Below are 14,995 nucleotides of genomic sequence, written 5' to 3'. Positions count from 1 at the left end.
ACTATAGTTTTAGAGGCAAGTTCATCAGGAAAGGGGACAACAATGACAAAAACAACCAGGGTGATTTCCTGGACAGCAGGGATTTTCTTGTTGCTGATCGTGGTCTTAATCATCATTATCGCCACGTTTGACTGGAACCGCCTCAAACCGACCATCAACCAGAAAGTCTCAACCGAGCTGAACCGCCCCTTCGCAATACGTGGCGATTTGGGCGTCGTGTGGGAGCGCCAGAAAGAGGAAACTGGCTGGCGGAGCTGGGTGCCCTGGCCGCACGTTCATGCCGACGATATTATTCTCGGTAACCCGCCCGACATCCCCGAAGTAACCATGATCCACCTGCCGCGAGTGGAAGCCACGCTGGCGCCGTTAGCCCTGTTAACCAAAACGGTGTATCTGCCGTGGATCAAACTCCAGCAGCCCGACGCGCGGCTGATTCGCCTGTCAGAGAAAAACAACAACTGGACGTTCGATCTCGCCAGCAGCGGCGATAAAGATCAAAATGCGCAGCCCTCTTCGTGGTCTTTCCGCCTCGACAATATTCTGTTCGATCGGGGGCGGATCGCCATTGACGATAAAGTGAGTAAGGCTGACGTGGAGATCCTCGTCGATCCGCTGGGCAAGCCGCTGCCGTTTAGCGAAGTCACGGGCAGCAAAGCCAAAGGCGATGACAGCAAAGCGGGCGATTACGTCTTTGGCCTGACGGCGAAAGGGCGCTACAACGGCCAGCCGCTCACCGGTAAAGGCAAAATCGGCGGCATGCTGGCGCTCAGGAGCGAGGGCACGCCGTTCCCGGTGCAGGCGGATTTTCGCTCCGGCAATACCCGCGTGGCGTTCGTGGGCACGGTTAACGACCCGATGAACATGGGCGGCGTCGACCTCCAGCTTAAGTTTGCCGGTGATTCGCTGGGGGAACTGTACGATCTCACCGGCGTACTGCTGCCGGATACTCCGCCGTTTGAAACGGACGGGCACCTGGTTGCCAAAATCAACACCGAAAAATCGTCCGTCTTTGACTACCGTGGATTCAACGGCCGCATCGGCGACAGCGATATCCACGGCACGCTGACCTACACCACCGGTAAACCGCGCCCGAAACTGGAGGGGGACGTTGAATCCCGCCAGCTGCGTCTGGCCGATCTTGGTCCGCTGATTGGCGTAGATTCGGGCAAAGGCACGAAGTCTAAAGAGGTTAAAAAGGACGTTCAGCCTGCGGGTAAAGTGCTGCCCTATGACCGCTTCGAAACCGACAAATGGGACGTGATGGATGCGGATGTGCGCTTCAAAGGACGTAAAATCGAGCATGGCAGCACGCTGCCGCTGAGCAACCTCTCGACCCATATCATCCTGAAAAACGCCGACCTGCGCCTGCAACCGCTGAAGTTTGGCATGGCCGGGGGAACCATTTCATCGAATATCCACCTGGAGGGGGATAAAAAGCCGATGCAGGGAAGGGCGGAGATCCAGGCGCGTCGGCTGAAGCTGAAAGAGCTGATGCCGGACGTGGAGCTGATGCAGAAAACCCTCGGTGAGATGAACGGCGACGCGGATATTCGCGGCACGGGTAACTCCGTAGCGGCGCTGCTGGGCAGCGGAAACGGCAACCTGAAACTGCTGATGAACGACGGGCTGGTGAGCCGTAACCTGATGGAGATCCTGGGGCTGAACGTCGGGAACTTTATCATCGGGCAAATCTTCGGTGACGACGAAGTACGCGTTAACTGCGCGGCGGCAAATCTGGATCTGGTCAACGGCGTGGCGCGTCCGCAGATCTTCGCCTTCGACACGGAAAACGCGGTTATCAACGTCACCGGTACCGCCAGCATGGCGTCCGAGCAGCTCGATTTAACCATCGATCCGGAAAGTAAAGGCATTCGTATCATCACCCTGCGCTCGCCGCTGTACGTTCGCGGAACCTTCAAAGATCCGCAGGCGGGCGTGAAGGCTGGGCCGCTGATTGCGCGTGGTGCGGTCGCCGCCGCGCTCGCTACGCTGGTCACCCCTGCGGCGGCGCTGCTGGCGTTGATTTCGCCGTCAGAAGGCGAAGCGAATCAGTGTCGGACGATTTTGTCGCAGATGAAGAAGTAGTCCCGTTTCTCCCTCTCCCTGTGGGGTGAGGGATCCCCACAAAATAATGCCTGCACAGACGGCCCCCTCTCCCTTGAGGGAGAGGGCTGGGGTGAGGGGGAACATACGGCTCTGGTGGTCATTCCGTTCACGTTATGTTCCTTACTACTCTGTCACAACATAACCGGTGAACGTGCCAGGGTGGCTCAGTCGCCACCACCCTGGCGACCCGCCCTCTCGGCGCATCCCCGCGCCTCGCCCCGGCATTCACTTACAGCGCCTGATGCTTCGTCTCATGCGTCAGCAGCAACGCAATCAGCGTCAGCGCTGCCATTGCCGCCAGATAGACACCCACATAGAACAGGCCATAGTTTGCCTGAAGCCAGGTGGCGATATACGGGGCTACCGAGGCGCCCAGAATCGACGAAACGTTATAGGAGAACGAGGCGCCGGTGTAACGCACTTCAGTCGGGAACAGCTCCGGCAGCAGCGCGCCCATTGGGCCAAAGGTCAGCCCCATCAGGCTCAGGCCAATCAGCAGATACGCCATCACCAGCGCAGGGCTACCTGAACCCAGCAGCGGCGGGAAGACAAACAGCGCGAACAGAATAATCAGGGAGGTGATGACGATCATGCTTGAACGACGGCCAAATTTATCCGCCAGCAGGCCCGCGACAGGCACCATCACACCAAATCCGATGACCGCCATCATCAGCATCCACAACACTTCGTTACGTGGCAGGCCCAGGCCGACCGGCGCGGCGGCAGTACTGAAGGTCATGGAGTAAACGGTCATGATGTAGAACAGCGTGTAGGTCGCCAGCATGATGAACGTGCCCAGCACGGTCACGCGGAGGTGTTTGGTCAGCAGCGTCCCCAGCGGAACTTTAACCTGCTTTTTCGCCGCGGCGACTTTAGCAAAGACCGGCGTCTCGTGCAGCGACACGCGCACGTACAGGCCAATCAGCACCAGCACAGCAGAGAAGACGAACGGAATACGCCAGCCCCAGCTCATGAACTGTTCATCGGTCAGCAGCCAGGAGAGGAGCAGGAAGGTGCCGTTAGCAAAGAAGAACCCAATCGGTGCGCCCAGCTGCGGGAAAGAGCCATACAGGGCACGCTTGCGCGCCGGAGCGTTTTCGGTCGCCAGCAGTGCCGCGCCGCCCCATTCCCCGCCCAGCCCCAGACCCTGACCAAAGCGCGCCAGCGCCAGCAGCACAGGCGCCAGAATGCCGATAGTTTCATAGGTCGGCAGCAGGCCGATGGCGACGGTGGAGATCCCCATCGTCAGCAGCGAGGCAACCAGCGTCACTTTACGGCCAACGCGATCGCCAAAATGCCCAAAGACCGCTGAACCAATCGGACGCGCAACGAAGGCGATAGCAAAGGTGGCTAAAGACTGTAGCGTGGCTGCCGTCGGGTCGCCCTGAGGGAAGAAAATATGCGGAAAGACAATGACCGCAGCGGTGGCGTAAATATAAAAGTCGAAGAACTCAATGGCGGTGCCAATCAGCGATGCGACGACGACTTTATTGCGCGAGTTGACCGGAACGTGTTCCGCCCCTTCGTTAAGTGTGGTGGCTGTTGCTTGCATAATATTTTCTTATTTTTGGACGAACGAAGGGCCATATTAGGCATAGCAAAAGCGACATTTCAATCTGTAACAAAGGCATGGTGTGGTCATAAAAGCAACAAAAAGCGGATAATTTTCAGACCAGCGAAAACACTTCTATGAAATGCTTCACGCTTTTTAAATATCAGTCATTAAAACTGGTTTTGCGTTAAATAAAAGTTACGGACTGGATTTATATGCTGAAATGGCGGATCGGGCTGAAATATCAGCCCGACAGGACATCAGCGGTGGGTTTTACCCGGCATGCGCGGGTCATCTTTATACTCAGCCGTGGCGATCCACGCGGCGCAGAACAGCGTCAGGCGAGCGAAGAAATAGAAGAAAGCCATCAGCCCCAGCACCGAACCAAAGGCCGCGCCGGAGGGCGACTTCACCAGCGACGGCAGCGTATAGGTCATCACAATTTTGATCACTTCAAAGCCAATGGCGGCAATCAACGTCCCACGGATCAGCGCCTTCTTGCGCGGCCGATGGCGGGGCAAACGCCAGAAGATCCAGAAGAACAGCAGGTAGTTAGCAAAGATGGAGATGGCAAGCCCTATACCGCGCCAGGCCGGTTTCAGCCATTCAATGTAATCCAGGTACAGCGCGGAGATAATCATCTGCTGCGCGGAACCGGCGACCGAGGTGATAGAGAGCGTGATGACCAGCGCCACCAGCAGCCCAATCAGCGAAATAAAGTCGCGCAGATACTTCACCCATATCTTCTCCTGATCCTGCGGTCTACGCTCCCAGACGTCACGCGACTGGGCGCGAATAGCCTCACGCAGGTTGCCCATCCAGTTCACCCCGGAATAGAGCGCAATCAGTAACCCGACGATACCCACGGTGGTACGCTGCTGCACGGCGGTATTGATGGTGCTTTTGAGCGTTGTGGCGAGCGTCTGGTCGCTGACGTTGGTCAGGATCTTATTGAAGATGTCCTGCAACAGCGTCGGGTGAGACGCCAGCACAAAACCGGCGGCGGCAAATGACACCATCAGAATGGGGATCATCGACAGGAACGAGAAATAGGTAATCGCCGCGCCAAACTGATTTCCCATGCGGTCGTTAAAGCGCTCAGCGGCGCGTATCAGGTGAGCAATCGCGGGTATCTGCTGAATTTTTTCGGCTATGCCGGTCACGGTACCCAGCGCTTTGCTGGCCGTTCCAGGCTCTTTCGGCGCTTCAGGCTCGTTATCCATCTTTTTGATGGGTTCATAATCTAAATGTTGAGTCGGTCGTTGCGGGTTATTTTCCGGCGTCACGCGCATTTTCCTTTTCGTTGAGCTGGATGTTACTGAATTATAGCTTGCGACTAGTCCACGTAACCTTTTGTGAGTTCGGTAAGCCACTCCATAAACACATGCACCCGACGGGAGAGGTTACGGCGGTGGGGATAAATGAGGGAGACGGGCATTGGTTCAGCCCGATATTGCGGCAGGATCTCAACGAGTTTTTTCGTGCGCAGGGCATCACGCACCCCGACGCGCGGGACCTGAATAATCCCAAGCCCGGCGATACAGGCGGCCTGGTAGGTTTCTGTGCTGTTAACCGACAATACGCCTCCCGTTTTTACCCACCGGGTCGCGCTGCCGTTGTAATACTCAAAACCCTGCGGACGGGTGCCCAGCGTGGCGGAGTAGTGAATGAGGGCATGCGAAGCCAAATCGTCCAGCGTCTCAGGGTAGCCAAATCGCGTCAGATAATCCGGGCTGGCGCAATTAATCACCGAGAGCTTCCCAAGCGGGCGGGCGATAAGCCCGGAGTCCTTTAAGTTTCCCACGCGAACCACGCAGTCAAATCCTTCGCGGATGACATCGACCAGACGATCGCTGCTACTCAGCTCCAGTTCAATGCCGGGAAACTGTTGTAAAAATGCAGGCAGTTTCGGAATGACGACATTTCGCGCAATGGCAACGGGCATATCCACACGTAGCCGACCACTGATGGTTGAAGGGTCGTGCAGGAACATGCCGTCCAGTTCGTCCAGATTCATCAGCAGATCTTTGGCGCGCTCGTAATAAACCATGCCGTCCTGCGTCAGGCTGACGCGGCGGGTAGTGCGGTGCAGCAGCTGCGTGCCCAGCGCGTTTTCCAGTGCCTGGATCTGTCGCGATACGCTCCCCTTCGGCAGGCTTAACGTCTCCGCCGCGCGGGAAAAACTCTCCAGTTCCGCGACCCGAAGGAAAAGCTGCATTGCGTGTATTTTATCCATAGATGTTGGTCATTGTTGTTAAGAATGAAACAGTGAAGCGCTCACGGCACTATTTATTGATTTTCTACCATCTAATAAGCTCTTTCTCAATCTTCATCACAGCCGAAACGAGGTGAATTATGAGTGAACGTATTGCTTTAGTGACGGGCGGTAGCCGCGGCCTGGGTAAAAATGCCGTTTTGAAGCTGGCCGCGGAAGGGACAGGCATTATCCTCACCTGGAACAACAGCCAGCAGGAGGCGCAGGAAGTTGTGCGCGAAATCGAGGGAAAAGGCGGAAAAGCGGCAGCATTGCAGCTCAACGTCGGCGATACGGCAAGCTTTTCGCGCTTTGCTCAAAAGGTGAAAGATACCCTTAAACACGTCTGGCAACGTGACAACTTTGACTATTTAGTGAACAACGCAGGTACAGGGTTATATGCACCCTATACCGAGACGACCGAGGCGCAGTTTGATGATGCGCTGAACATTCACTTCAAAGGACCGTTTTTCCTCACGCAACAGCTGCTGCCGCTCATAAAAGACGGAGGGCGGATCCTGAACGTCTCCAGCGGACTGGCCCGTTTTACTCAGCCCGGTTCAGGAACCTACGCGGCAATGAAAGGGGCGATGGAGGTGCTGACCCGCTATCAGGCAAAAGAGCTTGGCGCGCGCGGAATTTCCGTCAATATCATCGCGCCCGGCGCGATTGAAACCGACTTTGGGGGCGGGCGAGTGCGGGATAATGCGGAGCTTAACCAGCTGCTGGCCTCGCAGACAGCGCTGGGACGCGTGGGCCTGCCCGATGATATTGGTGACGCCATTGCGGCGTTGCTCAGTGACAAACTGGGCTGGATGAATGCGCAACGTATTGAAGTTTCAGGCGGTATGTTTCTGTAATGTTCAGTCTTAAGGGGAAGGAACCCTCTTAAGGAAATCCTTAAAACAGGTATGTCTAAATGCTGGAAGATATAAAGAGAGCTGGGTGATTTGTAACCTCTCCATTCATTGAGTTTTTTCTTAAAAAATGCCTCTGTAGAATCCCCCTTCGCTATTCTCAGAGGAGTAAAACGATGCGAGTAATCATGTTTGACAGGCAGTCATTATTTATTCATGGAGCGATGTATAGTTTGCAGAAGTTAATTCCGAAAATAGATATGACAGGAACTCGTCAGACTGATGAATTATGGGCGCAATTATCCGCGTCACCCTCCGCTATCGTCATGATAGATGGGTATTTAATTCGTGATAATGGTGTGGCTTTACTGGAAGAGATTATGGATCGCTTTCCAACGTCGCGCGTGGTGTTGGTGTTAACGAAAAAAGAGCGGCGTTGGGTTGAGCAAATGTTTCAGCGCAACGTGGTGGCGATAATTCCTCGCAATGCGAATCCCGAACGCTTTTCCGCAGTGCTGGATTCTGTATCGCGAGGAATGGTCTGTTTTCCCGGCGAGTGGCTGAAGCAGCACACCTCTCAGGATGAACTGGCAGTGTTAAGCGAGCGCCAGCGTGAGGTATTGAAGTTACTGGCGGCCGGAGAGTCCAATAAAGAGATTGGACGTAATCTCAATATCAGTGCGGCAACGGTAAAAGCCCATCTTGAGACGCTTTTCCGGCGTCTTGATGTCAAAAACCGGACGCAAGCTGCGATGTACTACACCCGGGCGACGGCCTGAAGGATCTTCTCTGGCAGAGGGGACTCTTCCCCAAAACTGAAGAGGGTTAATATCAGTGCGTCATGCTGCTGTTGGGTTAATGGGCGTTTGTTCATTTCCCGCAGCAGCGCCTCACATAATTGAATATCATTACAAAGCAAATTCTCCGCCTCAGTCGGCGTGATGAGACCGTTAAATTTTTCCCACTGGTGAATTACGTGACCATAACCTATAACCCATATTCCCTTTTCGTCACGGTATTTCTCCAGGGAAAGACCCTGTTGTTTTTTAATTAATGCGATTGCAGCAGAAGATATCTGCATTGCATAACCCGTCATAAGCGTTTCCTCTTAATGACGCGACTATAGAGGAAACGCCGCCGGGGAAATATCCGCCAAATGGCTGTTGATCAGGTTTAACTGAACGGGAATTCCTTTTTCAGTAAACCGAATAGCCAGTCGTTATGCCATTGCCCTGAAAGGAAATAACTCTCGCGCAACTCACCTTCCAGCTGAAAACCTGTTTTTTCCAGCAGTCGCCTGGAGGCGATATTTCCCGCCGTCACGGTCGCGGTGAGCCGACGGATATTGCCCTGAGTCAGCGCAAAATTACACACAGCCCGCAGAGATTCAAAGCCGTAACCTTTCCCCTGCGCAGAAGGCGCAAAGAGAAAACCGACTTCTGCACAATCTGCTTCCCGGTGCACATATCCGGTTACGCCCAGCGGCGTATGGCTGGCCGTCTCACGCACCATAAGGCAGAGCCAGTGCGAACTGCCCGGCGTCCACGGCAACAGACGAGACTCAAAGGCTTCCCGAATGTCCGCCTCGCTACGCGCAGGGGCGACAAAACGCATTACCTCAGGATTTTGCTGTAGCGACAGAAAAAAGGGCCAGTCTTGCTCTTGCAGCGGCGAGCAGGTGAGACGCGCGGTGGTTAAGGCGGGCATGACGATCCTCCGGAGACATTGCAAATGATTATAAGGTTGTCACTTTATTTCAACAGAAAGTCAGGTATGTTTAACCTCATATAAATAAAAAGAAAAACGACTTTTAATGCCGCTTTAGCGGTGCTCATTGTCTCTCAAGGAAAACAATGATGATTAGCTCATCGCATCATACCCGCGAACAGTTTGAACACTGTCTGGCGGCGATCCGTCAGGCGTCTGTTGAAATTTTACTTCTGTTGAATGTACATGTTTCTGAAGGAAAAGATCCACGCTGGTTTCTGGAGCAACTTGATAGCGCCCGCCTGGGGCTGGGCGGGTGGGGCGCTGTAGCCAGGAAGCTGAACCTGAATGATGCGGAAATGACAGCCTTTACGCTGCAATTACGCTTGCTTCAGCAGCGCGTTCCCCAGTATGAAAGCGGGCAGGATGTCAGCGAAAACCAGCTGATTGCGGCGATGCGCTTCGTCACCTCCCTTGAATATCTGCGTCTGCAACAGCCCCTCCTGACCTACGAAACCGGGAGGATGCCAGAGAAGGAGAGCCAGCTTCAGGCGCAGAAACAGGTGCGTGCCATTGAGCTGATGATTAGAGGGCTGATACAGCAGGCGTGGCCCGACCCGGTGCGGCTGAATAATCATCTTAAGACGTTGTTTAACGCTGAACGCGTGCGTCGCTGGCTGAAAAACGGTGAAATTAATGATGTTCTGAGCGGCATGTTGTTCAGCGAACTGGCCCAGCTGCTGGTAGATAAAAAAGAATTTAGCCGCTACTACGCGCCGCTGTTTAACGCCCCGGACATGCTGACGCTGCTGGTAGAGCCCCGCAAAACCCTGCAAACCTTCCTCGAAGATATTCGACAAATCCGCAACAGCATCACCGTGCAGCAGCCGTTAAGCGGAGCGCAAATCCAGCTGCTCGACTGCTATTACACGCAGATCACCCGCTCCGTTCAGCGCGCGTTTGAGGAAGGGCGGACACGCGTTAACCCGGCGGCGCTGATGGCGGTGGACGAAAGCGAGCTGCACGCGTTCTGGGAAAAGGCGCAAAAAATGGACCGCACCACAGGCGGCGATCTTTTTGAAGTGCGCGACAGTATAGAAAAACCGACTCAGCGTGCCACGCGTACGCCAGAGCAGCGCGAACAGCTGATTTCCGGCGTGCTGTGGGGAGCGGTTGGCGTGATGGTTATCGCGATTGTCGTGGGGGGATTCTGGCTGGTGAACAGCAGTAAACCGCAGCCGGCTGTGGCCAGTACGGCATCTCCCGCACCGGTGCAGGAGATGCGCGAAACGCCTTCCTCGCGAGAAACGCTGACGCGGATGGGTGTCACCTGGGATGAAAACAACTTCCGTTCAGCGATTAGCCGCAACGATACCCGGGTGGCGCTCCTGTTTTTGCAGGGCGGGATGGACTGGAAAATGTCATGGACGGAGGAGGCGTTGTCGGCAGGCTACGACGATGTGCTGGAAGTAATGTTGCGCTACCGCCTGCAAATGACAGAGCAAAAGCCCTGCCGACGCTTTATTAATACGCTTAGCCATGCGATGGCGAACGGGGAATCGCTGACGCCTATGCGTAAGCAGTACCTGAAAGCATTCTGTACCGTCCCTGCGGTGGTGAAACGCCAGCAGCACGACGCCGATATGGCAACGCGCCGCGCGAAGACGCAGCCCGATGCCAGCACAAAAAAATGGCAGTCCATCCAGACTGCCATTTATGAGGTGATTCGTTAACTTTTCCCTCTCCCCTCAGGGGTGAGGGGCAAGGCTCAAGGTTCACCATATAACCCAATCAACCGCCGCACCACGCCATTCGTCCAGCCGAAGCCATCCTGCAACGGATACTCCCCCCCGCCACCTTCGCGTGGCGTGCTGCTGGCGATGTGGTACTTCTCAATCAGCTTATGATGGGTTTTGTAGTAATGGTTCACCGTGTGCAGCCAGCTCCAGGCGATCTCATCTCCCAGCGAGTCGTTGCCGTACTGCTTGAACCCCTGGATCGCCATCCACTGGAGCGGCGCCCAGCCGTTCGGCTTATCCCACTGCTCCCCGGTTTCATATTCAGTGGCGAGAATACCGCCCGGCGTGAGCAGACGGGCTTTAACGGCATCGGACAGCCGTTCAGCCTGCTCATGCGTCGCCATGCCCACATACAGCGGCACAATGCTGGCCGCAGAGAACAGCGCCAGGGCTTCACGCCGCCAGTCGTAATCACGATAACAGCCGTTCTCTTCGTCCCACAGATAGCGGTTTACCGCCGCGCGCCGGTCGCTGGCTTTCTGGCGGAACAGATCAGCCGTCTCTTTATCCCCTTTCGACGCTGAAATATTGGCGATAGCGCTCTCCAGTTTGAACAGGAATGCGTTCAAATCGATGGGGATAAATTGTGTTGTGCGGATGCTGGCCAGCCGCGCAGGATCGCGCAGCCAGCGGGATGAGTAATCCCATCCTGAGGCTGCCCCGGCACGCAGGTCACGGTACACCTCGTTCGGCGGACGACCAGAATGACGGGCAGTTTCAACGTCCTCAATCCACGATTCATCCCGCGGCGTATCGCGATCGTCCCAGTAACGGTTGAGCAATGAGCCATCCGGCATACGAACCGCACTGCGATAGGCCTGATTGAGCAGCAGCGATTCCGCCCCGTCCATCCAGAAGGCGTACTCCATCTTGAGGTGCTCAAGATAGCGCTTCGCCCCGCGCACGCCGTCCTCTTCAAACAGCTCCACCATCAGGGCAAAAACGGGCGGCTGGGAGCGGCTAAGATAGTAGGTGCGGTTGCCGTTCGGGATATGGCCGTAGCGCTCAATCAGCCAGGCGAAGTTATCGGCCATACATTTCAGCAGATCGTTACGACCGCTTTCTGCCAGCCCCAGCATGGAGAAGTAAGAGTCCCAGTAGTAGGTCTCGCTGAATCGCCCGCCGGGCACAATATAGGCCTGCGGCAGCGCCAGCAGCGACGACCACGGGATGTGATCCTGCGGCTCGCGCGTCAGCACCGGCCACAGATTATCGATATGTTCTTTCAGGGACAGGCCGGGATCAGAGACGTACTCTTTGCTGTAGTCCTCCGGTAGCCAGAAGTGATTCTCCACAAAGCGCGCCAGGTCAAAATCACGGTGGCGACGCACCTTGCGATAGCGGATCAAAATATCCAGCGGATCCATCTTCGGCGCGCAGTCGGGAAAGGTTTTGCTGTCCGCAAACAGCCGCGACGACTGGACGTGTTCAAACAGTTCAAGGTAGCGGTCTGCGGGCGTAAGGGCATCAGACGCCGGCAGCCCTTCAATCATTTCCGGTTCCGGCTCTGCCTCGATCATCTCATCCAGTTTTAACTCACAGGGATCGGTTTCATAGCGCAGCTCTTCTGCAATATCGAACTCGATATCCTCGGCAGTCTGTAGTTTCTGGTTGAACATGGTGTTCAGGACCTCCGGTTTTTGTCGTAACAAATACGGGTTTTTCCCGGCTATCTTTTAAGCGTAGACATTCGCTTCGGTTAATGCGGTGCGAAGTGTGCGGTAGATCACGCTTTCAAAATGGATTTAAACACGCTGAAAATCAGATATCCCTTTGATTATGAAATCATTAAATCAGAATCTTTGGAAACAGAGCAGGAATAAAATTCAGAGCATTCGGTATTCTGCATATACGCAGGGATTAATGTGCCTGACGCGCATTGCCTTGAAGGCTGTTGGCGGTTTGATTGGCTTTCTGGCTGGCGCCTTCGCTTTTATCCATCGCCTTGCTGGCCGCTTTTTCTGCATGGGCGGCGCTGTACGCAGCCAGATGGGAAATCACGATGGCGTAAATGCTCATTAACGACACCCACAGAATGCTGTTTTTCCACCACAGCAGGGTAGGAATAGTCAGTATCGCCCATACCAGCGCGAGAACAAGGTGCATTTTGGCCATCAGTTTTGCGGTGATCTTTACGTGCATTTTCATATCTCTAATCTTTTTCCGTAGTAACAGGCGAACGCGTAGCGCTTTCTAAGATTAGTTAATTCCACCGCGGGTAGCGGGTTATTTTGTTACCGTTTGTACACCCGTTGGGTTTACCTGCTCAGGGCATAAAAAACCGGCCAGTTGGCCGGTTTTGTTGCGGATCAGACCGATCAGCGCATGGTCACAAATTCTTCCGCCGCAGTCGGGTGGATTGCCACGGTGTTATCGAAGTCTTTCTTCGTTGCGCCCATCTTCAGCGCCACCGCGAAGCCTTGCAGAATCTCGTCCATGCCGAAGCCAATGCCGTGGATGCCGACGATCTTCTCTTCCGGGCCCACGCAGACCAGCTTCATGCGGCACGGCTGACGGTGCGAGGTGACCGCGGTATACATCGCGGTAAACGCCGATTTATACACTTTCACCTGATCATCGCCGTACTGCTCACGCGCCTGCGGCTCGGTTAAGCCGACGGTACCGATTGGCGGGTGGCTGAAGACCACGGTCGGAATGTTGCTGTAATCCAGATGTTCGTCCGGCTTGTTGTTAAACAGACGCTCGGAAAGACGACGCCCCGCCGCCACGGCAACCGGCGTCAGCTCTACGGCGCCGGTGTTATCACCGACGGCATAAATGCCCGGTACGCTGGTGTTCTGGAATTTATCAACGACAATGTAGCCTTTTTCATTGGTTTTCACCCCGGTTGCGGCCAGGTTGAAGTTGTCGGTGGCCGGTTCACGGCCAATCGCCCAGATCAGGCAGTCAACGGTCTGGCTGCGGCCATCTTCCAGCTCCAGCGTCAGGCTACCGTCCGCATTTTTCACCACCGCTTTTGGCACGGCGTTGGTGTGCAGGGTTGGGCCTTCGGCGTTCATCACCTCGACCAGCGTGTCGACGATCAGCGGGTCAAAGCTGCGCAGCGGCGCGTGTTTACGCACGAACAGGTGCGCTTCCGCCCCCAGGCCGTTAATCACGCCGGCCAGTTCAACCGCGATGTAACCTGCGCCCACAATGGCAACGCGTTCTGGCAGAGCAGGCAGCTCGAAGAACCCGTCGGAGTCAATACCGTATTCCGCGCCCGGAATGTGCGGGTGGCTCGGACGGCCGCCGGTGGCGATCAGGATGTGATCGGCGGTGATCGTCTCGCCGTTCACTTCGATCGTCTTCGCATCCACGAAACGGGCGAAGCCGCGGATCACGTCGACGTTATTCTTGCCCAGCACGTTATCGTACGAGGTGTGAATACGGTCGATGTAGGCGGTACGGCTGGCGATCAGTTTATCCCAGTCGAAGTGGTTGATGGTGGTGTCAAAGCCGTAGTCCGGGCCATACATATGGATAGCTTCACGGATTTGCGCGGCATGCCACATCACTTTCTTCGGTACACAACCCACGTTCACGCAGGTGCCGCCGAGTTCTTTGGCTTCAATCAGCGCACACTTCTGGCCGTACATGGCTGCACGGTTGATGGAGGCGATGCCGCCGCTGCCGCCGCCGATTGCGATGTAGTCATAATGCTTAGTCATAGCGTTGTCCTTAATCGTGAATTGCCGCGATTGTATACCTGAAATCAATAGTTTCCACCGATGGCTGCGATTACTCCGGCACGATCCAGCTCACGGTGGCGTGACCCGTACCGGCTGGCACCAGCGTTTTGTGCAGCCACGGCAGCACGTTGTTCATCTGTGCTTCGAGCTTCCACGGCGGGTTAATGACGATCATGCCAGACGCGGTCATGCCGCGCTGGTCGCTGTCAGGGCGCACCGCCAGCTCAATTTGCAGGATTTTGCGAATGCCCGTCGCTTCGAGGTCTTTGATCATGCGTTTAATTTGCGCGCGCAGCACTACCGGATACCACAGAGCATAGGTGCCGGTCGCAAAGCGTTTGTAACCTTCGTTAATGCCGGTCACCACCGCCTGATAGTCGGTTTTGATTTCGTACGGTGGGTCGATCAGCACCAGGCCGCGACGGGAAACCGGCGGCAGTTTGGCTTTCAGCTGCTGGTAACCATCGGCTTTGTCTACGCGGGCGCGGTTATCTTTCTGAAACTCAGAACGCAGCAGCGGGAAGTCGCTCGGGTGCAGCTCGGTTAACTGGATGCTGTCCTGCTCGCGCAGCAGCTGGCGGGCAATCAGCGGGGAGCCAGGGTAGTAACGCAACTGGCCGTTGCGGTTAAAGTGATTCACCACGCCAATGTACGGCTCCAGCTCGGCAGGCAGATCGTCCTGCTGCCAGATACGCGCAATCCCTTCCAGATATTCACCGGTACGCTCGGCATGCTCGCCGCTCAGCTGATAACGGCCCGCGCCCGCGTGGGTGTCCAGATAAAGGAACGGTTTATCCTTTTCTTTAAGCGATTCGATGATCAGGCTCTGAACGGTGTGTTTGAGGACGTCGGCGTGGTTGCCTGCGTGGAAGCTGTGGCGATAACTGAGCATGGGTAATGATATTCCGCTGAATTGACGATTTGCCACAGTTTACAGCAGAACGGCACAGATTACCCGCAGGCCCGGTAAGCGCAGCGCCACCGGGCTCTTTTCCGCCACGTCTGGCATTGAAATCCTCTACACTTAA

13 protein-coding genes are annotated in these 14,995 nt (G+C 55.5%); 4 read left to right on the top strand and 9 right to left on the bottom strand.

Annotated elements, in window-relative coordinates; genetic code table 11:
* Positions 1–42 precede the first annotated feature (42 nt).
* Positions 43–2,085, top strand: coding sequence for an AsmA family protein (locus tag ACOTXD_RS19350; RefSeq protein WP_017693812.1), 2,043 nt, complete (start codon positions 43–45; stop codon positions 2,083–2,085).
* 250 nt (positions 2,086–2,335) lie between these two features.
* On the opposite strand, the gene ACOTXD_RS19345 is transcribed toward ACOTXD_RS19350, so the two are convergent.
* From ACOTXD_RS19345 to ACOTXD_RS19335, 3 genes are all read right to left on the bottom strand, one after another.
* Entirely contained in the window at positions 2,336–3,658 is a 1,323-nt protein-coding gene (locus ACOTXD_RS19345) for an MFS transporter (RefSeq protein ID WP_045336183.1), read from the bottom strand.
* A 260-nt stretch (positions 3,659–3,918) separates the two neighbouring features.
* Positions 3,919–4,944: an inner membrane protein YhjD gene (gene yhjD / locus ACOTXD_RS19340; protein WP_003861199.1), complete on the bottom strand. Its 1,026-nt coding sequence runs from the start codon at positions 4,942–4,944 to the stop codon at positions 3,919–3,921.
* A gap of 50 nt (positions 4,945–4,994) precedes the next feature.
* A complete protein-coding gene (locus tag ACOTXD_RS19335) occupies positions 4,995–5,894 on the bottom strand; it encodes a LysR family transcriptional regulator (RefSeq protein WP_032608090.1) in 900 nt (299 codons plus the stop codon).
* A gap of 119 nt (positions 5,895–6,013) precedes the next feature.
* Here ACOTXD_RS19335 and ACOTXD_RS19330 point away from each other — a divergent pair, with 119 nt between their 5' ends.
* Together ACOTXD_RS19330 and ACOTXD_RS19325 are read left to right on the top strand one after the other, a co-directional pair.
* Complete coding sequence (locus ACOTXD_RS19330; RefSeq protein ID WP_050871424.1) at positions 6,014–6,772, top strand: SDR family NAD(P)-dependent oxidoreductase; 759 nt, start codon at positions 6,014–6,016, stop codon at positions 6,770–6,772.
* A 173-nt stretch (positions 6,773–6,945) separates the two neighbouring features.
* Complete coding sequence (locus ACOTXD_RS19325) at positions 6,946–7,548, top strand: helix-turn-helix transcriptional regulator (protein WP_003861204.1); 603 nt, start codon at positions 6,946–6,948, stop codon at positions 7,546–7,548.
* On the opposite strand, the gene ACOTXD_RS19320 is transcribed toward ACOTXD_RS19325, so the two are convergent.
* Complete coding sequence (locus tag ACOTXD_RS19320) at positions 7,527–7,865, bottom strand: lysozyme (RefSeq protein WP_047055290.1); 339 nt, start codon at positions 7,863–7,865, stop codon at positions 7,527–7,529. The two genes, ACOTXD_RS19325 and ACOTXD_RS19320, sit on opposite strands and share 22 nt — an antisense overlap.
* A gap of 77 nt (positions 7,866–7,942) precedes the next feature.
* Entirely contained in the window at positions 7,943–8,476 is a 534-nt protein-coding gene (locus ACOTXD_RS19315; protein ID WP_045332578.1) for a GNAT family N-acetyltransferase, read from the bottom strand.
* A gap of 146 nt (positions 8,477–8,622) precedes the next feature.
* Between ACOTXD_RS19315 and ACOTXD_RS19310 the strand changes: the two genes are divergently transcribed.
* Positions 8,623–10,209, top strand: a complete 1,587-nt coding sequence (locus ACOTXD_RS19310; protein ID WP_045336178.1) for an STY4199 family HEPN domain-containing protein — start codon at positions 8,623–8,625, stop codon at positions 10,207–10,209.
* Positions 10,210–10,244: 35 nt separating this feature from the next.
* Here ACOTXD_RS19310 and ACOTXD_RS19305 read toward each other — a convergent pair whose 3' ends face one another.
* The 4 genes from ACOTXD_RS19305 to ACOTXD_RS19290 form a co-directional block, all read right to left on the bottom strand.
* Positions 10,245–11,894: an alpha,alpha-trehalase gene (locus tag ACOTXD_RS19305; RefSeq protein WP_003861211.1), complete on the bottom strand. Its 1,650-nt coding sequence runs from the start codon at positions 11,892–11,894 to the stop codon at positions 10,245–10,247.
* Positions 11,895–12,135: 241 nt separating this feature from the next.
* The gene (locus ACOTXD_RS19300) at positions 12,136–12,423 is read right to left on the bottom strand and encodes a hypothetical protein (protein ID WP_003861213.1); all 288 of its coding nucleotides are present in this window, start codon (positions 12,421–12,423) and stop codon (positions 12,136–12,138) included.
* Between the two features lie 170 nt (positions 12,424–12,593).
* Positions 12,594–13,946: a glutathione-disulfide reductase gene (gene gorA / locus ACOTXD_RS19295; protein ID WP_003861215.1), complete on the bottom strand. Its 1,353-nt coding sequence runs from the start codon at positions 13,944–13,946 to the stop codon at positions 12,594–12,596.
* Between the two features lie 70 nt (positions 13,947–14,016).
* Positions 14,017–14,859, bottom strand: a complete 843-nt coding sequence (locus ACOTXD_RS19290; protein ID WP_003861217.1) for a 23S rRNA (adenine(2030)-N(6))-methyltransferase RlmJ — start codon at positions 14,857–14,859, stop codon at positions 14,017–14,019.
* Between the last annotated feature and the right edge of the window lie 136 nt (positions 14,860–14,995).

It is taken from the genome of Enterobacter cloacae complex sp. CDL013 (assembly GCF_049238805.1).
Taxonomy (GTDB): Bacteria; Pseudomonadota; Gammaproteobacteria; order Enterobacterales; family Enterobacteriaceae; genus Enterobacter; species Enterobacter hormaechei_C.
The sequence above is the reverse complement of the archived record's forward strand: the minus strand, read 5'-3'. Positions and strand labels throughout refer to the sequence as shown.